The organism is Pseudomonas fluorescens, from assembly GCF_902498195.1.
GTDB classification, from domain to species: domain Bacteria; phylum Pseudomonadota; class Gammaproteobacteria; order Pseudomonadales; family Pseudomonadaceae; genus Aquipseudomonas; species Aquipseudomonas fluorescens_BU.
In genome coordinates, this window is the sequence record NZ_CABVIY010000004.1 from 44,460 (window position 1) to 67,841 (window position 23,382).

Consider the following 23,382-nt stretch of genomic DNA (forward strand, 5'->3'; position numbering starts at 1 on the left):
GTGGGAGCGGGCTTGCTCGCGAAAGCGGTGTACCCGTCGAATTAGATGTTGAAGGTTACAGCCTCTTCGCGAGCAAGCCCGCTCCCACAGTGGTTATGTGGTGTGCGTGACACCCTGAGCTTGACGTGGGGGGATTGTAAGGGCCGGCGCCCAGACAAAAACACCGCCCGAAGGCGGTGTCCTTGTCAGCGGTAAATCACGAAGCAATCAACTGCCGCAACACATAATGCAAGATCCCTCCCGACTTGAAGTATTCCACCTCGTTGAGCGTATCGATCCGGCACAGCACTTCGACTTTCTCGCGGGTGCCATTTTCACGGGTGATGACCAGGGTCAGGTTCATCCGGGGTGTCAGTTCGACGCCGGTCAGGCCCAGGATGTCCACAGTTTCGGTGCCTTTGAGGTTCAGGCTCTTGCGGTTCTGATCGAGTTTGAACTGCAGCGGCAGCACGCCCATGCCCACCAGGTTGGAGCGGTGGATGCGCTCGAAACTTTCGGCGATGACCGCTTTGACCCCCAGCAGATTGGTGCCCTTGGCTGCCCAGTCGCGGCTCGAACCGGTGCCGTATTCCTGCCCTGCGATCACCACCAGCGGCGTGCCCGCGGCCTGGTAACGCATGGCTGCGTCGTAGATCGCCAGTTTTTCCCCGGTCGGGATGTAGAGGGTGTTGCCCCCTTCTTCGCCGCCGAGCATTTCATTGCGAATGCGGATGTTGGCGAAGGTGCCGCGCATCATCACTTCGTGGTTGCCGCGTCGCGAGCCGTAGGAGTTGAAGTCCCGCGGTTCCACCCCTTTCTCACGCAGGTAGCGGCCCGCCGGGCTGTCGGCCTTGATGTTGCCGGCCGGGGAAATGTGGTCGGTGGTCACCGAATCGCCGAGCAACGCCAGGACGCGGGCACCGGCGACGTCCTTGACCACCGGCGGCGGCCCACCGATGTCATCGAAGAACGGCGGGTGCTGGATGTAGGTCGAATCCGCCTGCCAGACGTAGGTGGCCGCCTGGGGCACTTCGATGGCCTGCCATTGTTCGTCGCCGGCAAACACTTCGGCGTACTCCTTGTGGAACATCGCGGTGTTGACCTGTTCCACGGCGTCGGCGATTTCCTGAGTGCTCGGCCAGATGTCGCGCAGGTACACCAGCTGGCCGTTGCGGTCTTCACCCAACGGCTCGCGACTAAGGTCGATGCGCACGGTGCCGGCCAGGGCATACGCCACCACCAGTGGTGGCGAGGCCAGCCAGTTGGTTTTCACCAGCGGATGAACCCGGCCTTCGAAGTTACGGTTGCCCGACAAGACCGAGGCCACTGTCAGGTCGGCTTTCTGGATGGCTTTTTCGATCGGTTCCGGCAAGGGGCCGGAGTTGCCGATGCAGGTGGTGCAGCCGTAGCCGACCAGGGCAAAGCCCAGTTCATCCAGGTATTGCGTCAGCCCGGCCGCCTTATAGTAGTCGGTGACCACTTTCGAGCCGGGAGCCAGCGAGCTTTTCACCCAGGGCTTGCGCCGCAGGCCTTTTTCCACGGCTTTTTTCGCCACCAGGCCGGCGGCCATCATCACGCTCGGGTTGGAGGTATTGGTGCAGGAGGTGATCGCGGCAATCACCACCGCGCCGTTTTTCAGGCGGTGGGTCTGGCCCTCGAAGTCATAGTCCGCTTCGCCGGCCATATCCGCATTGCCCACCGCCACGCCGCCACCGCCCTCGCTTTCCAGGCGGCCTTCTTCCTTGCTGGTGGGTTTGAGCTGGACGCCGAGGAAATCGCTGAACGCTTGCGCGACGTTCGGCAGCGATACCCGGTCTTGCGGGCGTTTGGGGCCGGCGAGGCTGGCTTCGACGCTGGCCATGTCCAGCGCCAGGCTGTCGGTGAACACCGGTTCCTGGCCCGGCAAGCGCCACAGGCCTTGCGCCTTGCTGTAGGCCTCGACCAGTTTCACGGTGTCGACCGGGCGGCCGGACAGGCGCAGGTAGTCCAGCGTGACGTCGTCCACCGGGAAGAAACCACAGGTGGCGCCGTATTCCGGGGCCATGTTGGCGATGGTGGCGCGGTCCGCCAGCGGCAGGTCGGCGAGGCCGTCACCGTAGAACTCGACGAATTTGCCGACCACGCCTTTCTTGCGCAGCATCTGGGTGACGGTCAGCACCAGGTCTGTGGCGGTGATGCCTTCCTTGAGCTTGCCCGTGAGCTTGAAGCCGATCACTTCCGGAATCAGCATCGACACCGGTTGGCCGAGCATCGCCGCTTCCGCCTCGATACCGCCGACGCCCCAGCCGAGCACGCCGAGGCCATTGATCATGGTGGTGTGGGAGTCGGTGCCCACCAGCGTGTCCGGGAAGGCGTACGTGCGGCCGTCTTCGTCCTTGGTCCAGACCGTGCGGCCCAGGTATTCCAGGTTCACCTGGTGGCAGATCCCGGTGCCCGGCGGCACCACGCTGAAATTATCGAAGGCACTCTGGCCCCAGCGCAGGAACGCGTAGCGCTCGCCATTGCGCTGCATCTCGATATCGACGTTCTGTTCGAAGGCGCTGCTGGTGGCGAACTTGTCGACCATCACCGAGTGGTCGATCACCAGGTCCACCGGCGACAGCGGGTTGATCCGCTGCGGGTTGCCGCCGGCCTTGGCCATCGCCGCGCGCATGGCGGCCAGGTCGACCACGGCAGGCACGCCGGTGAAGTCTTGCATCAGCACCCGCGCCGGGCGGTACTGGATTTCCCGGTCGGAGCGACGCTCCTTGAGCCAAGCGGCGATGGCCTTGAGATCGGCGCCGGTGACGGTTTTCGCGTCTTCCCAGCGCAGCAGGTTTTCCAGCAGCACTTTCAACGACATCGGCAGCTTGTCCAGGTCGCCCAGGCTCTTGGCGGCGTCCGGCAGGCTGAAGTAGTGATAGGTCTTGTTGTCGACTTGCAGGGTTTTAAGGGTTTTCAGGCTATCGAGGGACGGCATTGCGATCACTCCTTTGCGTCCGCACGGCTACGGACTGAGGGAACGGGCAGAGCATTAAACCTAGCCCTGTTTGGTGCGTTAGGCTAACCACCGGATGATCTTTATGGCATCGGGTGGGTACGATACTCAGAGTCTATGACCATCCTGATCGTTCTATCGGATAGCGGCCATTGCCGGATGGTGTTAGCCCGCTAAACCAATGGATACCCGCCATCCACCGGGATTGATCGAGGGCAGGGACCAAGGGATCGCGTCCAGGCTTGCGAACTCGGCTATCATGCGCCGGTTTTCGTGACAGGCTTTGCTCCAGGGCAAGCCTGGGCATCGCGCAGTGGCTGAATTTCTCGCCATCTGCCCAGGAGTAAGAATGAACACCCTTTTTATGCATTGCCGACCGGGCTTCGAAGGTGAAGTCTGTTCCGAGATTTCCGACCTCGCCGCACGGCTGAACGTGGCCGGTTATGCCAAGGCCAAGACCGCCAGCGCCTGCGCCGAATTTGTCTGCACTGAAGAAGACGGCGCCGAACGCCTGATGCGTGGCCAGCGTTTCGATCAGTTGATTTTCCCGCGTCAATGGGCCCGGGGGATCTTCATCGATCTGCCGGAAACCGACCGCATCAGCGTGATCCTCGCGCACCTGGCGGATTTCCCGACCTGCGGCAGCCTGTGGCTGGAAGTGGTCGACACCAACGATGGCAAGGAGCTGTCGAACTTCTGCAAGAAGTTCGAAGGCCCGTTGCGCAAGGCGCTGACCGGTGCCGGCAAACTGGTGGACGACGCCCACAAGCCGCGCCTGCTGCTGACGTTCAAGAGCGGCCGTGAAGTGTTCGTCGGGCTGGCAGAGGCGAACAACTCGGCCATGTGGCCGATGGGCATTCCGCGGCTGAAATTCCCTCGCGAGGCGCCGAGCCGTTCGACCCTGAAGCTGGAAGAAGCCTGGCACCACTTCATCCCCCGCGAGCAGTGGGACGAGCGCCTGCACAGCGACATGACCGGCGTCGACCTGGGTGCCGCGCCCGGTGGCTGGACCTGGCAGCTGGTCAATCGCGGCATGCTGGTGACCGCCATCGACAACGGCCCGATGGCCGAAAGCCTGATGGACACCGGTCTGGTGCAACACCTGATGGCCGACGGCTTCACCTTCAAGCCCAGGCAGCCAGTGGACTGGATGGTCTGCGACATCGTCGAGAAACCGGCGCGCAACGCCGCGATGCTGGAAGAGTGGATTGGCGAGGGGCATTGCCGCGAAGCGGTGGTCAACCTCAAGTTGCCGATGAAGCAGCGTTACGCCGAAGTGAAGCGTCTGCTGGAGCGCATCGCCGATGGCTTCAAGGCGCGGGGCATCAAGGTCGAGATCGGCTGCAAGCAGCTGTACCACGACCGCGAGGAAGTGACCTGCCACCTGCGCCGACTGGACGTAAAGAAACCCAAGTCCCGCTGATCTACGCGGGCCAATGTGGGAGCGGGCTTGCTCGCGAATGCGGTCTGACATTCAACATTGATGGTGACTGACACGGCCTCTTCGCGAGCAAGCCCGCTCCCACAGGGGGCGGCGTAATGTCACAGATGACCGAACACCCGGCAATGCGCGACAATGCCGGCCAGTTTCAGGAGTGAATCATGAGCGAAATGACTGATACGCCGGTTGACGGCACCCTCGACGCCACCGGCCTCAACTGCCCGGAGCCGGTGATGATGCTGCACCAGCACATCCGTGACCTGGTGCCCGGCGGCCTGCTCAAGGTGATCGCCACCGACCCGTCGACCCGTCGCGACATCCCCAAGTTCTGCGTGTTTCTCGATCACGAACTGGTGGCGCAGCATGAAGACGCGGGCACCTACCTGTACTGGATTCGCAAGAAGTCTGGTTAAACCACCGGGCCCCTGTAGGCGCGAGCCTGCTCGCGATGGACGTCAACGATAACGAGGGTTGTCTGAAGGAACGCGGCGCCGTCAGGTTTTTCGCGTGCTCGTTCCTACAGGTAGCGCGATCAACCCGCTCGGTGGCTGACGCGAATCCGCTTGCGAGCACTGCGCGTCAAGCGGATCGACAGCATCAGCGCCGCACAACTCAGGCCGGCGATCAAGCCTTCCCACAGCCCGCTCGGGCCGCTGGCCGGACCGAACCAGTCGGTCAACCCCAATACGTAGCCCACCGGCAGGCCGATGCCCCAATAGGCGAAGAGCGTCAGGATCATCGTCACCCGTGTGTCCTGGTAGCCGCGCAGCGCACCGGCGCAGATCACCTGGATGGCATCGGAAAACTGATACAGCGCGGCATAGACGATCAACATCGAGGCAATCTGGATCACTTGTTTGTCAGGGGTGTAGATCGAAGCGATGGGTTCGCGCAGCAACATGATCAGGCTCGCCGAAAACGCGGCAAACACCAACGCTGCGCCCAATCCGACTTTCGCCGCGAAACGCGCTTGATAAGGATTGCCCGCGCCCAGCGCCTGGCCGACCCGCACCGTCACCGCCATGCCCAGGGAATAAGGAATCATGAACAGCAGCGAGCTGATGTTCAGGGCGATCTGGTGCCCGGCGACCACGGTGGAGCCGAGGCTGCCGATCAACAGGGCGATCACCGCGAAGATGCTTGATTCGGCGAACACCGCGATACCGATCGGCAGGCCGATGCTCACAAGGCGCTTGATCACCGTCCACTGCGGGCGTTCGAACCGCGCCAGCACCCGGGTGCGGGCATAGAAGGGCGCCCAGCCGGTCCAGCCGGCCATGCTCAAGGCCATGAACCACATCACAATGCCGCTGGCCCAGCCACAGCCGACGCCGCCCAGGGCGGGCATGCCGAAATGGCCATAGATCAGCGCATAGTTCAGCGGGATGTTCAGCAGCAGCCCGCACAAACCGATGACCATGCTCGGCCGCGTGCGGCCCATGCCATCGCTGTAGCAGCGCAGTACGTAATAGAACGCAATGCCCGGCAGGCCGAAGGCGATGCCGTGCAGGTAGCCCATGCTCGGCTCGATCAACTGTGGATCGACTTTCATCCAGTGCAGGATCGGCTCGGCGCTGAGCAGCAGGCCGCTGCCGATCAGCCCGACACACAGCGCCAGCCACATGGCCTGGCGAACCAGAGGGCCGATTTCGTCCAGTTGCGCGGCGCCAAAGCGCTGGGCGACCTTGGGTGTGGTGGCCAGCAGTACGCCCGACATCAACAGGTAAACCGGAATCCAGATCGAGTTACCCAGCGCCACCGAAGCCAGATCTCGCGGGCTGACGCGGCCAGCCATGACGGCGTCGACGAAGCCCATGGCCGTGGTGGCCAGCTGCGCGATCATGATCGGCAGCGCCAGCCCGAGCAGGCCCTTGAGTTCCTGGCGAACCGGGGTCGTGCGGGGGTGGGCGGTGGTGGCGTTGGTGTCGGTCACGGAATTCACAAGCGAAGCGTCCAGAGGTTTTGATGCGCAGGCCGGGCATTCTACGCGTTGACGCAGCGGTCAGGAAAAGACTGTGTTAGGGATTTGTAATCCTTCGCCCTGCGCGTTTTTTGTAGGAGCTGCCGTAGGCTGCGATCTTTTGATTTTGTTCCCACATGATCGTCCGAACGCGGCCTGAGCCTCCGGCAGCTCCTGCACAGGCATGTGAGCTAGGCGTTATGTGCCATCTACGCCTACACTGCCATCCCGCCAAAGGAGCCTGCCATGCTGATTGTTGCCGACGAAAATATCCCCCTGCTCGATGCGTTCTTCGAAGGTTTCGGTGAAGTCCGCCGGGTACCGGGGCGTTCAATCGACCGTGCCACCGTCGAACAGGCCGATGTCCTGCTGGTGCGTTCAGTGACCAACGTCAACCGCGCGCTGCTCGAAGGCAGCAAGGTGCGGTTTGTCGGCACTTGCACCATCGGCACCGATCACCTGGACCTCGATTATTTCCAACAGGCCGGCATCACCTGGTCCAGCGCCCCGGGCTGCAATGCCCGGGGCGTGGTCGACTATGTGCTCGGCAGCCTGCTGACCCTGGCCGAAATCGAAGGCGTCGACCTGACTCAGCGCACCTACGGCGTGGTCGGTGCGGGCGAGGTGGGCGGGCGCCTGGTCAAGGTCCTGCAAGGCCTGGGCTGGAAGGTACTGGTCTGTGACCCGCCACGGCACGCTTTTGAAGGTGGAGACTTCGTCAGCCTGGAAGAGATCATCGAGCAGTGCGACGTGATCAGTCTGCACACGCCGTTGAACAAGCGCGGCGCTCAGCCGACCTGGCACCTGTTCGATAAAAAACGCCTGAACCAACTGAAGCCGGGAACCTGGCTGATCAACGCCAGTCGCGGCCCGGTGGTCAATAACGCCGCGTTGCGTGATGTGCTGCTGGAGCGCGAAGACCTGCAAGCGGTGCTGGACGTGTGGGAAGGCGAGCCGGAAGTCGATGTGGCACTGGCCGAACTCTGCGTGCTGGCGACCCCGCACATCGCCGGGTACAGCCTGGACGGCAAGCAGCGTGGTACGGCGCAGATCTATCAGGCGTATTGCGATTCCATCGGGCAGCCGGCCCGGGTCAGCCTCAACGACTTGCTGCCGGCGCCGTGGTTGTCGCACGTGACCTTGAGCGCTGAAAGCGACCCGGCCTGGGCGCTGGCGATGTTGTGCCGTGGCGTGTACGACCCACGCCGTGATGATGCGGATTTTCGTCGCAGTCTTGTAGGCAGTGTGACCGAGCAGCGTGCGGCGTTTGATGCATTGCGCAAGAACTACCCGTCGCGGCGCGAGATTGATGGGTTGCAGGTGCGGATTGATGGGGATGCGCCGGCATTACGTCAGATAGTGGCGGCGTTGGGGGCGACGGCTCTCTAGAGAACGAGTTGGCCCATTCGCGAGCAAGCCCGCTCCCACACTGGACCTGTGAACGCCACAGACCCAGTGTGGGAGCGGGCTTGCTCGCGAATGGCCGCACCGCTGTTTCCGGAAAAGCACCCATAAAAAACCCGGCCATCAGGGCCGGGTCAAGAAGACGGTGGCTATATCACTCTTGTTCGGCAGGCTTGACCAATCGCTTTTCCAGGTCGCGGCAGGCTTCCTGGATCATGTCTTCAGTGATCGGTACTTCGCGCCCTTCCTTATCGATAATCGAGCAACCCAGAGACTGGTTTGGCTGCGTGCGGATCACTTCAATCTTGTCATCGCTGCTGTTTTGCAAGGACATGGCCTGTCTCCTCATCAGGTTGTGTGCTTACTGTAGAACCGCCAGGTGACCAGGCTGTGACAGCTCCCTGCGATCTCTCCAGGGCGGCCATACCAGTCCACCAGAAATAACGCGACGTTGCCACCCGAACATTAGACCAATAGCGTCTAGGCCCTAGTGTTGGCGGTCATAATTAACCTGACTCATTGTGATTTACCGAGTTCCACCCCATTGAGCGGTGTAGGGTAAACCTATCAATTGTTCCGACTGGATGATGCCAATGCTCTCTGTTCGACACCGCCGTGCGATTCGCCTGGCCAGCCGTTTCATCGCGCCTTATCGCTGGCACGCGTTCGGTGCCTTGCTCGCGTTGATCGTCACGGCGGGCATTACCCTGTCCATGGGCCAGGGTATTCGTCTGCTGGTGGATCAGGGTTTCATGACCCAGTCGCCGCACTTGCTCAACCAGTCCATCGGCTTGTTCATGCTGCTGGTGGTCGGGCTGGCGGTGGGCACGTTTGCGCGGTTTTACCTGGTGTCGTGGATCGGCGAACGCTGCGTCGCCGACATCCGCCGGCAGGTGTTCAACCATCTGATTTACCTGCACCCGGGCTTCTACGAAAACAACCGCAGCTCCGAAATCCAGTCGCGGCTGACGGCCGACACCACGCTGCTGCAATCGGTGATCGGCTCTTCGCTGTCGATGTTCTTGCGCAATCTGCTGATGGTAATCGGCGGGATCGTGCTGCTGTTCATCACCAACCCCAAACTGACCAGCATCGTGGTGGTGGCCTTGCCGCTGGTGATCGCGCCAATCCTGATCTTTGGTCGCCGGGTGCGCAACCTGTCGCGCCTGAGCCAGGACCGGATCGCCGACATTGGCAGCTACGTCTCCGAAACCCTCGGCCAGATCAAGACCGTGCAGGCCTACAACCACCAGGGCCAGGACGAACAACGTTTTGCCGTGACCGTCGAAGACGCGTTCAACACCGCGCGCAAGCGCATTTTTCAGCGGGCGTGGCTGATTACGCTGGTGATCGTGCTGGTGCTGGGGGCCGTGGGCGTGATGCTCTGGGTCGGCGGCATGGATGTGATTGCCGGGCGGATTTCCGCCGGCGAGCTGGCGGCGTTTGTCTTCTATAGCCTGATCGTGGGCAGTGCGTTCGGCACCTTGAGCGAGGTGATCGGCGAATTGCAGCGCGCGGCGGGCGCGGCGGAACGGATCGCCGAATTGCTGCGTTCGGAAAACATCATCGTGGCACCGGCCACCGATCGGGTGTCGTTACCTGCCAGGGTGAAAGGCAACCTGCAACTGCAAGACGTGCGTTTTTCCTACCCGTCACGTCCCGAAAGCTACGCCGTCGATGGCCTGGACCTGACGGTCAGGGCGGGCGAAACCCTGGCTCTGGTCGGGCCGTCCGGTGCCGGCAAGTCGACGGTGTATGACCTGTTGCTGCGCTTTTATGACCCGGTCGAAGGGCGCATTCTGCTCGATGGCGTCCCGTTGACCCGGCTCGATCCATTGGACCTGCGCCGCTGTTTCGCCCTGGTCTCGCAAACCCCGGCGCTGTTTTTCGGCAGCATCGAAGACAACATTCGCTACGGCAAACCGACGGCCACCCTGGCCGAAGTCCAGGAAGCGGCGAAAATCGCCTATGCCCATGACTTCATCGAAGCCATGCCCAACGGTTACCAGACCCACTTGGGCGACGGCGGCCTGGGCTTGTCCGGCGGCCAGCGGCAACGCCTGGCCATCGCCCGGGCGTTGCTGGTGGACGCGCCCATCCTGCTGCTCGACGAAGCCACCAGCGCCCTTGATGCCCAGAGTGAACATCTGATCCAGCAAGCCCTGCCAAGCCTGATGAAAAATCGCACCACCCTGGTCATCGCCCACCGCCTGGCCACGGTCAAAAACGCCGACCGCATCGCGGTGATGGACCAGGGGAAACTGGTGGCCGTGGGGACGCATCAGGAATTGATTGCCGGCAATGCGCTCTACGCGCGGTTGGCGGCGTTGCAGTTCAGTGACGGCAAGACCGAGTTCGATCTCCACCTGTAACAGCCGCACAGGAGGCGTGTAGGAGCTGTGTAGGAGCTGTGTAGGAGCTGTCGAGTGAAACGAGGCTGCGATCTTTTCTCAACCCAAAAAACCAAAACCCAAAAACCAAAAACCAAAAAAAATGCCCACATCAATCGATACGGGCATTTTCAAGAGCAAAATCAAAAATCGCAGCCTGTGGCAGCTCCTGCAAAACCGGCTTATTGATCGTCGAAATACCGCTCATGCCAATCCACCAGCGGTTGCGGTGAGTTGAGTTTCTGGCCGTAGATCACCGAATACGACAGCACGTTCTGTACGTATTGGCGGGTTTCGTCGAACGGAATGCTTTCCACCCACACGTCGAAACTCAGGTGGTCAGCGCCGCGCAGCCACTGGCGCACGCGACCGGGGCCGGCGTTGTAGGCGGCGGAGGCGAGCACGCGGTTGCCGTTGAACTGGCTGTGAACCTGGCTCAGGTAGGCGGCGCCGAGCTGGATGTTTTTATCCGGGTCGAACACCTGCTGCGGCGAGGCCAGCGGAATGCTGAACTTGCGCGCGGTTTCCTTGGCGGTGCCCGGCATCAGTTGCATCAGGCCACTGGCACCGACGCTGGAACGGGCATCGTCCATGAAGGCGCTTTCCTGGCGGGTGATGGCAAACACCCAGCTCGAATGCAGGCCACGGACCTTGGCTTCACGGACCAGGGTCTCGCGATGAGCCATCGGGAAGCGGATGTCCAGGTCGTCCCAGTATTGCGCCTGGCTGATCGTGCGGATCGCCGGGAAATACCATTTCAGGTCGTAGGCCAGTTTCGCCTGGGCGACCATTTCGTCGCGGCTGAAATGCCGGCTGACGTGGTACCACTCGCGGCGACCGTCGACGATCTGCCCTCGCGCATGGAACTCCAGGGCGCGACGCACACCCGGGGTGTTGCGTACTTTGTTGATGGTGGCCTGGCTCAGCACCAGCGGTTTGTTGATCAGCGAATAGGGCGACTGCGAACGGTCGGCGGCGAGGAAGCCATAGAAATCGCGCTCGCGGGCGAGGTTTTTATAGAGGGTCTGCGCTTCCGGGTTCTGCGGTTGTGCCAGTTCCAGGCTGCGGGCCTGCCAGTAGCGCCAGCGGTTGGTGGTGGCGAGGTCCTGGGGCAGGCGGCGGGTCAACTGGTAGGCGTCGTCCCAGCGGGCCAGGCGCAGGAGCAGGCGCAGGCGCCATTCGGACACGGTGTTGTCGCGCAGTTCCGGGTCGTACTTGGTCATCACGTCCAGCGCACGGCCGTCGAAGCGGCGTGCGAGAGTCAGGCCGATTTCCCGGGCGATCGCCACTTTTTCGTCGCGGGAGAAGTGCATGCTGCTGGCATAGCCGTCGAGCAGGGCCATGGCCTTGTCCGGGTCCTGGCGGGCGAGGCGGCGCAAGCCAAGGCTGACGATATCCGACATAGGCTCATCCGCTGGCGTGAAGCGCGACGGCTGGTTGAGCAGCTCGGGCTTTTGCGCCACGTCGATCAACAGGCGACCGCGAGGGGCGAGGGTGCTCAGGCCGTTGACCAGGCTGTTGGCCAGCGGGTAGTTGCGCGCCTGGGCGGCGAGTTTGGTGCGCTCCCAGCGCTTCTGCTCGGTCAACTGGCCTTCGGCGGCCCACATGCCGAACAGCGCATCGCAGGCCTCGGGTTGGGATTTTCCGGTCAGCCAGAGTTTGTTGGCGTTGGCATAGCCTTCGGTCTTGAGATTGTGGCTGATCTGGTACTGCGCATTCAGGCAGTCCAGTTCCGTGAAGTTCATCTTGGGGTCGTAATACTTGACGAAGGTCGCCCAGTCGCCGCGATCGGCCAGCCAGCGCAACCAGCGCAGTTTCATCCAGTTGGCTTGCGGCAGGTCGCCGTGTTCGGCGAGGAACTTCTCGATTTCGGCATTGCTCGCGGTTTTCAGTCGCGCGGTCAGTTCGTCATACGCCAGGTATGGCTCCAGCGGATAGTCGGCCAAGGCCTGGCTGTAACGGAAATACGGGCCGGAATCGCCCTTGGCCAGGGCACGCTTGGCCTCATCGTAATATTGGCGTTGGGTGGACAGGTCCACCGCCTGGGCGGATTGAATGGCAGCAGCGGAAAGAAAAAAACAGGACAAAAGCTTGAGAAGGCGACTGCGCATGAGACGTCCGGACAGAAAAAATCATGACAAGTGCTGGCGATGCCCACACTGAATTATCCGTAGCTTAGCCTTTTGCCAGCAGCCGGCGAAAGCTTTGCGGACCTGTCGGCATCAGTTCGCAACATTTGTCGTGCAGAGTCCTCCGACAGTGAAATTGCCGGCCTGCTGAAGCCTCGATTCAGGTAGAATGCGCCCCCGGTTTTTGGAGAAGCTCATGACCCTGCTCAAATTCAGCGATGTGTCCCTTGCTTTCGGCGCTATGCCGTTGTTGGACAAGGTGTCCTGGCAGATCGCCCGTGGAGAGCGGGTGTGCATCATCGGCCGCAACGGCACTGGCAAGTCCAGCATGATGAAGCTCGTCAAGGGCGACCAGAAGCCCGATGACGGCTCCGTTTGGCGCGCACCCGGGCTCAAGATCGGCGAATTGCCGCAAGAATTGCCGGTAGCCGACGAGCGGACAGTGTTCGACGTGGTTGCCGAAGGCCTGGACGGTGTTGGCGCGTTGCTGGCCGAATACCACCACCTGAGCCAGAACATCGTCACCGACGCCGACCTGGACAAGCTGATGCACGTTCAGCACGACCTCGAAGCCCGCGATGGCTGGCGCTTGCAGACCCTGGTCGACAGCACCCTCAGCCGCCTGCAACTGCCGGCCGACAAGACCCTCGCCGAATTGTCCGGTGGCTGGCGTCGACGCGTCCTGCTGGCCCAGGCCCTGGTGTCCGAGCCGGACCTGCTGCTGCTCGACGAACCGACCAACCACCTGGACATCGGTGCGATTGCCTGGCTCGAAGAAGCGCTGAAGGATTTCCAGGGCGCCGTGCTGTTCATCACGCACGACCGTTCTTTCCTGCAAAACCTCGCGACCCGCATCCTTGAGCTGGATCGCGGTGGCCTGATCGACTGGAATGGCGACTACGCCAGTTTCCTCGTTCACAAAGAAGCCGAACTGGCTGCCGAAGCCACTGCCAACGCGCTGTTCGACAAGCGCCTGGCCCAGGAAGAAGTGTGGATTCGCCAGGGCATCAAGGCCCGACGCACCCGTAACGAAGGCCGCGTTCGCGCACTCAAGGCCCTGCGCGTCGAGCGCAGCGAGCGTCGTGAACGCACCGGCAAGGCCAACATTCAGCTGGAAACCGCCGACAAGTCCGGCAAACAGGTGATGGTGCTCGAGAATGTGAGCTTTGCTCACCCGGGCGGGCCGTTCCTGATCAAGGACTTCTCGATGGTGCTGCAGCGCGGTGACCGTATCGGTCTGCTCGGCGCCAACGGTACCGGCAAGACCACGCTGCTGAAACTGATGCTCAGTGGCTTGCAACCCACCAGCGGCAAGGTGGAAGAGGGGACGAAGATCGACGTCGCCTACTTCGACCAGTTGCGCCATCAGCTGGACCTGGAAAAAACCGTGATCGATAACGTCGCCGAAGGGCGCGATTTCATCGACATCGACGGCCAAAGCCGCCACGTACTGAGCTACCTCGGCGACTTCCTGTTCAGCCCGCAGCGTGCCCGCACACCGGTCAAGGCGCTGTCTGGTGGTGAGCGAGCGCGGCTGTTGCTGGCCAAGCTGTTCAGCAAGCCGGCGAACCTGCTGGTCCTCGACGAACCGACCAACGACCTCGACGTCGAAACCCTCGAGCTGCTGGAAGAGGTCTTGCTGACCTTCAACGGCACGGTGCTGATGGTCAGCCACGACCGGGCATTCCTCGACAACGTGGTCACCAGCACCCTGGTGTTCGAAGGCGAAGGCAAGGTTCGTGAATACGTCGGCGGTTATCAGGACTGGCTGCGCCAGGGCGGTTCCCCACGCCTGCTGGGCGTAACCGAGAGCAAATCCGGCAAGGCCGACCTGAATTCCGCGGTGGTCAAGGCCGAGCCTGCGCCGGTCGTGGCAGCCGTTGAAGCGCCGGTGGCGAAGAAAAAGCTCAGCTACAAGTTGCAGCGCGAGCTGGAAGCCTTGCCAGGGCAGATCGAAGCCATGGAACAGCAGATTGCTGCCGTTGAAGCGCAGATGGCGGATGCCGGTTTCTACCTGCGTCCGGCGACGGAAACCGCGGCGGTGATCGCTCAGCTGTCCCAGTTACAGGCTGAACTCGATGTGATGGTCGAGCGTTGGGCCGAACTGGATGCCTGATTGAGCTTGCTGTAAAAAAAGCCCGGCGCTCAGAAGTGAACGCCGGGCTTTTCATATGCAATGCGAACTGCGGGACGACTACGACCCAATGTGGGAGCGGGCTTGCTCGCGAAAATGGTATGGCATTCAGTAAAGATGTCGACTGTTATGCCGCCTTCGCGAGCAAGCCCGCTCCCACATTGTTTTGTGTTGTCAGTTTTTGCTTTGCAGGCGCACCGCCAGCACATCGCAAGGCGCGCCGTGCAGCACGTCGTTGGCGGTCGAGCCCAGCAGCAGCGCCAGGCCATGTCGCCCGTGACTGCCGACCACGATCATGTCGCACCCTTGCTCCTTGGCCAGGTGGTGAATCTCCTGGCGGGGCTGGCCGTAGGTCAGGTGGCTGTATTCCCGGGAGAGCTCCGGATATTTCACGATCAGCCGGTCGAGACGCTCCTTGGCCTGATCGAACTGTTGTTGTTGCAGTTGTGACAGGTCCATCGGCACGTCACCGCCAAAGGCCATGGCCATTGGCTCGACGATATGCACCAGGGACAATTTCGCCCCATTGCTCACGGACAGCTCGCGAGCACGGTGGATTACAGGGTCGCACTCTTCGGTTAGATCTACAGCGACCAGAATATGGTTGTAGGGCATGAGGTGCTCCTCCTGAGGAATCAATATTGGTAAGTATGGCTGGTTTCAAGCGCATTGGTTCCAAAGTGGCCGAATGCGCTCATTCAAAATCGGGAGTACAGATATGACGGTCTGGATAGTGGTGTCAATCCTGCTGGTGGTGCTTAGCCCCCTGGCATGGTTGCGACCGTCCCGCCACCAGAGTGGTCGCATGGCCCTGCGCATGGAGGCCCGGCGCATCGGTCTGGCCATGCAGCTGGCGCCACAGGAATGGCCGCACTGGCTCGGCCAGGAGCCGCCGAACCCGTGCGCGCAGTACCATCGGCCACGGCGTGGCACGCAACCGGCCTGCTGGAGCTACTGGCAAAAGTCGCCGGGCCTGTGGGTGAATCAGTGGCAGGAAACCTGCGGGGATCGGGCGCTGCTCAATCATTTCGAAAAATTGCCGGACAATGTCTACAAGGTCGAGGCCGATAAGCAAATGATCGCGCTGTATTGGGGCGAAAAGGGCGAAGCCGAGGTGCTGCAGCACATCGATGCCACCCTTAAAGCCCTCGCCTGAAAATACGGTATTCCTGTAGGAGCGAGCACGCTCGCGATGAACCTGAGAGCACCGTGGGGTGTCAGCCTTCAAGCGTCATCGTTGACGAGCATCGCGAGCAGGCTCGCTCCTGCAGGGTTTTATCGCAGGCAATAAAAAGCCCGACAACATCATCGGGCGGGAGTTGGCCAGGCAGGCCGGTAATTCAATGTGGGCTGATCTTACGCTGGGCATTCGCCAAAGCGTTCAAATTTTCCTCGAAGTTCCGCCAGCGTAGCCTGTTAAACGCAGGCTGCGGGGAATTAGGGCGACTTTTCTAATAATTGATCCTATGAATATTGACTCATGCAGCCGCGTGTTGCAGGCCTTCGTCTTACAGAAATGACCGTAAAGTCGTCTTTCAACCCGTATTTTGGGCGATTGACAATTGTCGGAAATTCCGTGAAGGTGGCGTACCCAAATCAAACGGGCGTATGAATTGAGCGTTTGTTTTGAAAACGTTCCTACAGAATCCCGACTATCGCGTTGGCGGGTGTGTCGGGTGGATAGGCGTAGCATCGACGATTGACGTCACTGCCCAGCCATTCGCCTGCGTCCAACGTGTACTGTTCAGCTTCCATATCGTGGAGATCAGTTGATGATTTACGAAGGTAAAGCCATCACGGTTAAGGCTCTTGAAAGTGGCATCGTCGAACTGAAGTTCGACCTCAAGGGTGAGTCCGTCAACAAGTTCAACCGTCTAACCCTGAACGAACTGCGTCAGGCCGTGGACACCATCAAGGCAGATGCTTCGATCAAGGGTGTGATCGTCAGCAGTGGCAAGGACGTGTTCATCGTCGGCGCCGACATCACCGAATTTGTCGACAACTTCAAGCTGCCGGATGCAGAGCTTGTTGCTGGCAACCTCGAAGCCAACAAGATTTTCAGCGATTTCGAAGACCTCAACGTCCCGACCGTTGCCGCGATCAATGGCATCGCGCTGGGTGGCGGTCTGGAAATGTGCCTGGCGGCGGACTACCGCGTCATGTCCACCAAGGCCAAGATCGGTCTGCCGGAAGTCAAGCTGGGCATCTACCCGGGCTTCGGCGGTACCGTGCGCCTGCCGCGCCTGATCGGTGCCGACAACGCTATCGAGTGGATTGCCGCCGGCAAGGAAAACCGTCCTGAAGACGCGCTGAAAGTTGGCGCCGTCGACGCCGTGGTCGCGCCTGAGAAGCTGCAGGAAGCTGCCCTGGAACTGATCCAGCGCGCCATTTCCGGCGAGTTCGACTACAAGGCCAAGCGCCAGCCGAAGCTGGAAAAGCTGAAGCTGAACGCGATTGAGCAAATGATGGCTTTCGAAACCGCCAAAGGTTTCGTTGCCGGTCAAGCGGGTCCGAACTACCCGGCCCCGGTAGAAGCGATCAAGACCATCCAGAAAGCCGCGAATTTCGGTCGTGACAAGGCACTGGAAGTCGAAGCCGCCGGTTTCGTGAAGCTGGCCAAGACCTCTGCTGCGCAGAGCCTGATCGGCCTGTTCCTGAACGATCAGGAACTGAAGAAAAAGGCCAAGGCCTACGACGAAATCGCCAAGGACGTGAAGCAGGCTGCCGTACTGGGCGCCGGCATCATGGGTGGCGGTATCGCTTACCAGTCGGCTTCCAAAGGCACGCCGATTCTGATGAAGGACATCAACGAGCACGGTATCGAGCAGGGGCTGGCCGAGGCCGCCAAACTGCTGGTTGGTCGCGTTGATAAAGGCCGCATGACCGCCGCGAAAATGGCCGAAGTCCTCAATGGCATTCGTCCGACCCTGTCCTACGGTGATTTCGGTCACGTTGACCTGGTGGTCGAAGCGGTCGTCGAGAACCCTAAGGTCAAGCAAGCCGTTCTGGCTGAAGTCGAAGACCAGGTCAAAGAGGACACCATCCTCGCGTCGAACACCTCGACCATTTCCATCAGCCTGCTGGCCAAGGCCCTCAAGCGTCCGGAAAACTTCGTCGGCATGCACTTCTTCAACCCGGTGCACATGATGCCGTTGGTGGAAGTGATCCGTGGCGAGAAATCCAGCGAGCTGGCCGTTGCCACCACCGTTGCCTACGCCAAGAAAATGGGCAAGAACCCGATCGTGGTCAACGACTGCCCGGGCTTCCTGGTCAACCGCGTGCTGTTCCCGTACTTCGGCGGTTTCGCCAAGCTGGTCAGCGCCGGTGTGGACTTCGTCCGTATCGACAAGGTCATGGAAAAATTCGGCTGGCCGATGGGCCCGGCGTACCTGATGGACGTGGTCGGCATCGACACCGGCCACCACGGTCGTGACGTGATGGCTGAAGGCTTCCCGGACCGCATGAAAGACGACCGCCGTTCAGCCGTTGACGTGCTCTACGAAGCCAAGCGCCTGGGCCAGAAGAACGGCAAGGGCTTCTACGCCTACGAGACCGATAAGAAGGGCAAGCAGAAGAAAGTCGCCGATCCGTCGGTGCTGGAAGTGCTCAAGCCGATCGTGTTCGAACAGCGCGAAGTCACGGACGAAGACATCATCAACTGGATGATGATCCCGCTGTGCCTGGAAACCGTGCGTTGCCTGGAAGACGGCATCGTCGAAACCGCTGCCGAAGCCGACATGGGCCTGGTCTACGGTATTGGTTTCCCTCCATTCCGTGGCGGCGCGCTGCGTTACATCGACTCGATCGGTGTGGCAGAGTTCGTTGCCCTGGCTGACCAGTACGCTGATTTGGGCGCGCTGTACCACCCGACCGCGAAGCTGCGCGAAATGGCCAAGAACGGCCAGAGCTTCTTCGGTTAAGCGCCCCCAACTAGAGTGAGAGTGAACGTATGAGCTTGAATCCTAGAGACGTCGTGATTGTCGACTTCGGTCGTACGCCGATGGGCCGCTCCAAGGGCGGCATGCACCGCAACACCCGCGCCGAAGACATGTCGGCACACCTGATCAGCAAACTGCTGGAACGCAACGTCAAGGTCGACCCGAGCGAAGTCGAGGACGTGATCTGGGGCTGTGTGAACCAGACCCTGGAGCAGGGCTGGAACATCGCCCGCATGGCGTCGCTGATGACCCAGATCCCGCACACCTCGGCCGGCCAGACCGTCAGCCGCCTGTGTGGCTCGTCCATGAGCGCGCTGCACACGGCTGCGCAAGCGATCATGACCGGCAACGGTGACGTATTCGTCGTTGGCGGCGTCGAGCATATGGGTCACGTGAGCATGATGCACGGTGTCGATCCGAACCCGCACATGTCCCTGTACGCGGCGAAAGCCTCGGGCATGATGGGCCTGACCGCTGAAATGTTGGGCAAGATGCACAGCATCACTCGCGAGCAGCAGGACGCGTTCGGCGTGCGTTCCCACCAGCTCGCCCACAAGGCGACCGTGGAAGGCAAGTTCAAGGACGAAATCATCCCGATGCAGGGCTATGACGAGAACGGTTTCCTGAAACTGTTCGACTACGACGAAACCATTCGTCCGGAAACTACCCTGGAAAGCCTGGCGGCGTTGAAGCCAGCGTTTAACCCGAAGGGCGGTACCGTGACAGCGGGTACTTCGTCGCAGATCACCGACGGTGCTTCGTGCATGATCGTGATGTCGGCGCAGCGTGCACAGGACCTGGGCATCCAGCCCCTGGCGGTGATTCGCTCGATGGCAGTGGCAGGTGTGGACCCGGCGATCATGGGCTATGGTCCAGTACCGGCGACACAAAAAGCACTGAAGCGCGCGGGCCTTGGCATCAACGATATCGACTTCTTCGAGCTCAACGAAGCCTTCGCCGCACAGGCCTTGCCGGTGCTGAAAGATTTGAAAGTGCTCGACAAGATGAACGAGAAGGTTAACCTGCACGGTGGCGCGATCGCCCTGGGTCACCCGTTCGGTTGCTCCGGTGCACGGATTTCCGGCACTTTGCTGAACGTGATGAAGCAAAATGGCGGCACCTTCGGGGTGGCCACCATGTGCATTGGTCTCGGCCAAGGCATCTCCACCGTCTTCGAACGCGTTTAAGCGTTTCGTCGACGGAAGCCGGGGCCAAGTGCCCCGGTTTTTGTTTTTCCGGATTTATTTTTGTTTTTATTTAGAAAAAATTTGAGTGAGGGCCAAAGCATGCCGATACCTCCTGGGCTCTACCAACATTACAAAGGTCCGCAGTACCGCGTATTCAGTGTCGCGCGGCATTCGGAAACCGAGGAAGAAGTGGTCTTCTACCAAGCCCTGTATGGCGATTACGGCTTTTGGGTGCGTCCCTTGAGCATGTTCCTGGAGTCGGTCGAAGTTGACGGCGAACAGGTACCACGCTTTGCTTTGGTGCAAGCCGAAGAAAGCCTTTTTACCCAGCCATAAGCTGAGTGCGCGCAAAACCCTGCGCTTGACCTCACCTTGTAGCCACTATATATAGCGGTGCCGCGTCAGGCGCCAACCGCCTTTCACTTCTAGAATTCAGGAATTTTCTGATCCATGGGCAAATCGCTGGTCATTGTGGAATCCCCGGCTAAGGCCAAGACCATCAACAAGTATCTGGGTAACCAATACGTGGTGAAGTCGAGTATCGGCCATATCCGAGACCTGCCCACCAGCGGTTCGGCTAGCGCCAGCAAAGAGCCAGCCGCCAAGCGCGGCAAGGCCGCTGCGGGCGAAGCGCCGGCCTTGTCGCCGAAGGAAAAGGCGCGCAAGCAGCTGGTCGCTCGCATGGGGGTCGATCCCGATCATGGCTGGAAAGCCAAGTACGAGATCCTTCCAGGCAAGGAAAAAGTCATCGAAGAGCTGCGCCGGCTCGCCAAGGATGCTGACACCATCTATCTCGCAACCGACTTGGATCGCGAGGGGGAAGCCATTGCCTGGCACCTGCGCGAAGCCATCGGTGGTGATGACAGCCGCTACAAGCGCGTGGTGTTCAACGAAATCACCAAGAAAGCGATCCAGGAAGCCTTCTCCAAGCCAGGCGAGCTGGACATCGACCGTGTCAACGCCCAGCAGGCGCGTCGGTTCCTCGACCGCGTGGTGGGTTACATGGTTTCGCCGCTGCTGTGGGCGAAGATCGCCCGTGGCTTGTCCGCCGGTCGCGTGCAGTCCGTTGCGGTGAAGCTGGTGGTCGAGCGCGAGCGTGAAATTCGCGCGTTCATTCCGGAAGAGTACTGGGAAGTTCACGCCGACCTTGGCACCGCCAAGGGCGCCACCGTGCGTTTCGACGTCGCTCGCGAGAAGGGCGAAGCCTTCAAGCCGCTGAACGAAACCCAGGCCATGGCCGCGCTGGAAAAGCTCAAGGCTTCCAGCTACAGCATCGTCAAGCGTGAAGACAAACCGACCAGCAGCAAGCCGTCGGCACCGTTCATCACCTCCACCCTGCAGCAGGCCGCGAGCAACCGCCTGGGCTTCGGTGTGAAGAAAACCATGATGATGGCCCAGCGCTTGTACGAAGCCGGCTACATCACTTATATGCGTACCGACTCCACCAACCTCTCGGCCGATGCCGTGGCGATGGCGCGTACTTATATTGAAGGCGAGTTCGGCAAGAAATACCTGCCGGAAACCCCGAACGTCTACAGCAGCAAGGAAGGCGCACAAGAGGCTCACGAAGCGATTCGTCCGTCCGACGCCAACACCGAGCCGAGCAAGCTGTCGGGCATGGAGCGCGACGCAGAGCGTCTCTACGAGCTGATCTGGCGTCAATTCCTCGCTTGCCAGATGCTGCCGGCGCAATACCTGTCGACCACGGTGACCGTGGGTGCTGGCGACTTCGAGCTGCGTGCCAAGGGTCGCATTCTCAAGTTCGACGGTTACACCCGCGTCATGCCGCAAATCGCCAAGCCGGGCGATGACGATGTCCTGCCGGACATGGCCCAGGGCGACGCGATGAAGCTGATCAAGCTTGATCCGACCCAGCATTTCACCAAGCCGCCGGCGCGCTACTCGGAAGCCAGCCTGGTCAAGGAAATGGAAAAGCGCGGCATCGGTCGTCCTTCGACCTATGCGGCGATCATTTCGACCATCCAGGACCGCGGCTACGTGGCGCTGCACAACCGTCGTTTCTACTCGGAAAAGATGGGAGACATCGTCACCGAGCGCCTGTCCGAGAGTTTCTCCAACCTCATGGACTACGGCTTCACCGCCGGCATGGAAGAACATCTCGATGACGTGGCCCAAGGTGAACGCGACTGGAAAAACGTGCTCGACGAGTTCTACGGCGACTTCAAGAAGAAACTCGAAGTGGCCGAAAGTCCGGACAACGGCATGCGTGCCAACCAGCCGGTCATGACCAATATCCCGTGCCAGACCTGTGGCCGTCCGATGCAGATTCGTACCGCATCGACTGGCGTATTCCTCGGTTGCTCGGGCTACAGCCTGCCGCCGAAAGAGCGCTGCAAGGCCACGGTCAACCTGGTGCCGGGTGACGAGATCGCCGCGGACGACGAGGGTGAGTCGGAGTCGCTGGTGCTGCGTGGCAAGCATCGCTGCCCGATCTGCAGCACGGCGATGGACGCCTACCTGCTCGACGAGAAGCGCAAGCTGCACATCTGCGGTAACAACCCGGATTGCGACGGCTATGAAATCGAAGAGGGTGTTTATCGCATAAAGGGCTATGAAGGTCCGAGCCTGGAATGCGACAAGTGTGGCAGCGAGATGCAACTCAAGACCGGTCGGTTCGGCAAGTTCTTTGGTTGCACCAATGCGACCTGCAAGAACACCCGCAAACTGCTGAAGAGTGGTGACGCGGCGCCGCCGAAGATGGACCCGGTGAAGATGCCTGAGCTGAAATGCGAAAAGGTCAACGACACCTACATCCTGCGCGACGGTGCTTCCGGCCTGTTCCTGGCGGCCAGCCAGTTCCCGAAAAACCGTGAGACCCGCGCCCCGCTGGTGATGGAGATCATCCCGCACAAGGATGAGATCGATCCGAAGTACCACTTCCTTTGTGAAGCACCGAAGAAAGATCCGGACGGCCTGCCTGCCGTGATCCGTTACAGCCGCAAGACCAAGGAGCAATACGTGCAGACTGAAGTCGACGGCAAGCCGACCGGGTGGAAAGCGTATTACGACGGTGGCAAGTGGACTGTTGAAGACAAGCGTCCGGCGAAGACTGCCAAGGCTTAAAAACTGTAGGCGCGAGCTTGCTCGCGATGAACCCGAGAACAACGCGGGGTGTCAGAATTCCCGCGTTATCGTTGGCGACCATCGCGAGCAAGCTCGCTCCTACAAAGGCCGCATGGAAACCCCCGGGTTTTCATGCGGCCTTTTTGTTTTGGGCTTGCGGTCGACTTGGCTGATCCACGACACTGTCTGACCTGCGTGAAGCATCATTCGTTGTGGAGGCTGCCGTCATGGCCCACGAACTCTATACCCGTACCAACCAGAAGATTTATTTCGCCGGCCTGTCGCTGGAAGCGCTCGCCAGGGCTGAAGAGGCGCGGGCGATGAATTCCCTGGCGCTGATTCAGGCAGGCCGCGAATCCGCCTTGTTCCACCTGTACGGTGCCTTGCTGGGACTGTGCCATGAAATCGCCGGTTTCTATCGCTTGCCCCAGGCCAATGCCCCTCGGGCGGAATCGCTGCTGACCCGCGAAGTGCTGGAAAGCATTGCCATTCCTGAAATGGCCGAAATGGTCGAGCTGGCCAACAACCCGGAAACGTGGCTGGCCAGGTTGCTGGCGGCCCATGCTGCGCTGTTTCAGCCGCCACGGGCGCCGCATAAACCCAAGGGCGACGTGACGCAGCCGCTGATCCTGGCGGTCAATCTGGATGAAGAAGAGGCGCCTCAGGAATTGAGTCGTGAGGAACTGGAGAGCTGGCGTCAGAACCTCAAGAGCCTGGCGATTCGCTTTCGCGAAGGCTTGAACGAGTGCTAATGGACTG

The 23,382-nt window shown here is 60.8% G+C and carries 16 protein-coding genes; 11 read left to right on the plus strand and 5 right to left on the minus strand.

Annotated features, from left to right (window positions below; translation table 11 throughout):
• Positions 1–196 precede the first annotated feature (196 nt).
• Positions 197–2,938, minus strand: a complete 2,742-nt coding sequence (gene acnA / locus F8N66_RS15225) for an aconitate hydratase AcnA (protein ID WP_150770975.1) — start codon at positions 2,936–2,938, stop codon at positions 197–199.
• A gap of 367 nt (positions 2,939–3,305) precedes the next feature.
• Here acnA and rlmM point away from each other — a divergent pair, with 367 nt between their 5' ends.
• Both rlmM and tusA read left to right on the plus strand, forming a co-directional pair.
• On the plus strand, positions 3,306–4,379 hold the full coding sequence (gene rlmM / locus F8N66_RS15230; protein ID WP_150770976.1) for a 23S rRNA (cytidine(2498)-2'-O)-methyltransferase RlmM: 1,074 nt from the start codon (positions 3,306–3,308) through the stop codon (positions 4,377–4,379).
• Between the two features lie 179 nt (positions 4,380–4,558).
• Positions 4,559–4,810: a sulfurtransferase TusA gene (tusA, locus tag F8N66_RS15240; protein ID WP_095197341.1), complete on the plus strand. Its 252-nt coding sequence runs from the start codon at positions 4,559–4,561 to the stop codon at positions 4,808–4,810.
• Between the two features lie 119 nt (positions 4,811–4,929).
• Here the strand turns inward: tusA and F8N66_RS15245 are convergent, their stop codons facing one another.
• Positions 4,930–6,339: an MATE family efflux transporter gene (locus F8N66_RS15245; RefSeq protein ID WP_150770977.1), complete on the minus strand. Its 1,410-nt coding sequence runs from the start codon at positions 6,337–6,339 to the stop codon at positions 4,930–4,932.
• A gap of 264 nt (positions 6,340–6,603) precedes the next feature.
• On the opposite strand from F8N66_RS15245, the gene pdxB reads away from it, so the two are divergent.
• Positions 6,604–7,746 (plus strand): 4-phosphoerythronate dehydrogenase PdxB, encoded by a 1,143-nt coding sequence (pdxB, locus tag F8N66_RS15250; protein ID WP_150770978.1) that lies wholly within the window; start codon positions 6,604–6,606, stop codon positions 7,744–7,746.
• Positions 7,747–7,915: 169 nt separating this feature from the next.
• On the opposite strand, the gene F8N66_RS15255 is transcribed toward pdxB, so the two are convergent.
• Positions 7,916–8,095: a PA1571 family protein gene (locus F8N66_RS15255; protein ID WP_150770979.1), complete on the minus strand. Its 180-nt coding sequence runs from the start codon at positions 8,093–8,095 to the stop codon at positions 7,916–7,918.
• Positions 8,096–8,345: 250 nt separating this feature from the next.
• Between F8N66_RS15255 and F8N66_RS15260 the strand changes: the two genes are divergently transcribed.
• Positions 8,346–10,133 carry an ABC transporter transmembrane domain-containing protein gene (locus F8N66_RS15260; RefSeq protein ID WP_191623000.1) on the plus strand — a complete coding sequence of 596 codons (1,788 nt, stop codon included), beginning with the start codon at positions 8,346–8,348 and terminating at the stop codon, positions 10,131–10,133.
• Between the two features lie 200 nt (positions 10,134–10,333).
• On the opposite strand, the gene F8N66_RS15265 is transcribed toward F8N66_RS15260, so the two are convergent.
• On the minus strand, positions 10,334–12,262 hold the full coding sequence (locus tag F8N66_RS15265; protein ID WP_150770981.1) for a transglycosylase SLT domain-containing protein: 1,929 nt from the start codon (positions 12,260–12,262) through the stop codon (positions 10,334–10,336).
• Between the two features lie 214 nt (positions 12,263–12,476).
• On the opposite strand from F8N66_RS15265, the gene F8N66_RS15270 reads away from it, so the two are divergent.
• The gene (locus F8N66_RS15270) at positions 12,477–14,396 is read left to right on the plus strand and encodes an ATP-binding cassette domain-containing protein (RefSeq protein ID WP_150770982.1); all 1,920 of its coding nucleotides are present in this window, start codon (positions 12,477–12,479) and stop codon (positions 14,394–14,396) included.
• A 192-nt stretch (positions 14,397–14,588) separates the two neighbouring features.
• Here F8N66_RS15270 and F8N66_RS15275 read toward each other — a convergent pair whose 3' ends face one another.
• Entirely contained in the window at positions 14,589–15,029 is a 441-nt protein-coding gene (locus F8N66_RS15275) for a universal stress protein (protein ID WP_128607126.1), read from the minus strand.
• Between the two features lie 103 nt (positions 15,030–15,132).
• Between F8N66_RS15275 and F8N66_RS15280 the strand changes: the two genes are divergently transcribed.
• The 6 genes from F8N66_RS15280 to F8N66_RS15305 all read left to right on the plus strand — a co-directional run bounded on the left by F8N66_RS15280 (position 15,133) and on the right by F8N66_RS15305 (position 23,375).
• Entirely contained in the window at positions 15,133–15,570 is a 438-nt protein-coding gene (locus F8N66_RS15280) for a hypothetical protein (RefSeq protein ID WP_150770983.1), read from the plus strand.
• Positions 15,571–16,186: 616 nt separating this feature from the next.
• Positions 16,187–18,334, plus strand: coding sequence for a fatty acid oxidation complex subunit alpha FadB (gene fadB, locus F8N66_RS15285; protein ID WP_150770984.1), 2,148 nt, complete (start codon positions 16,187–16,189; stop codon positions 18,332–18,334).
• Between the two features lie 29 nt (positions 18,335–18,363).
• The gene (gene fadA / locus F8N66_RS15290; RefSeq protein WP_150770985.1) at positions 18,364–19,539 is read left to right on the plus strand and encodes an acetyl-CoA C-acyltransferase FadA; all 1,176 of its coding nucleotides are present in this window, start codon (positions 18,364–18,366) and stop codon (positions 19,537–19,539) included.
• A 99-nt stretch (positions 19,540–19,638) separates the two neighbouring features.
• Entirely contained in the window at positions 19,639–19,875 is a 237-nt protein-coding gene (locus tag F8N66_RS15295) for a DUF1653 domain-containing protein (protein WP_150770986.1), read from the plus strand.
• Positions 19,876–19,989: 114 nt separating this feature from the next.
• The gene (gene topA / locus F8N66_RS15300; protein ID WP_150770987.1) at positions 19,990–22,623 is read left to right on the plus strand and encodes a type I DNA topoisomerase; all 2,634 of its coding nucleotides are present in this window, start codon (positions 19,990–19,992) and stop codon (positions 22,621–22,623) included.
• Between the two features lie 227 nt (positions 22,624–22,850).
• Positions 22,851–23,375: a DUF6586 family protein gene (locus F8N66_RS15305; protein WP_150770988.1), complete on the plus strand. Its 525-nt coding sequence runs from the start codon at positions 22,851–22,853 to the stop codon at positions 23,373–23,375.
• The last annotated feature ends 7 nt before the right edge of the window (positions 23,376–23,382 follow it).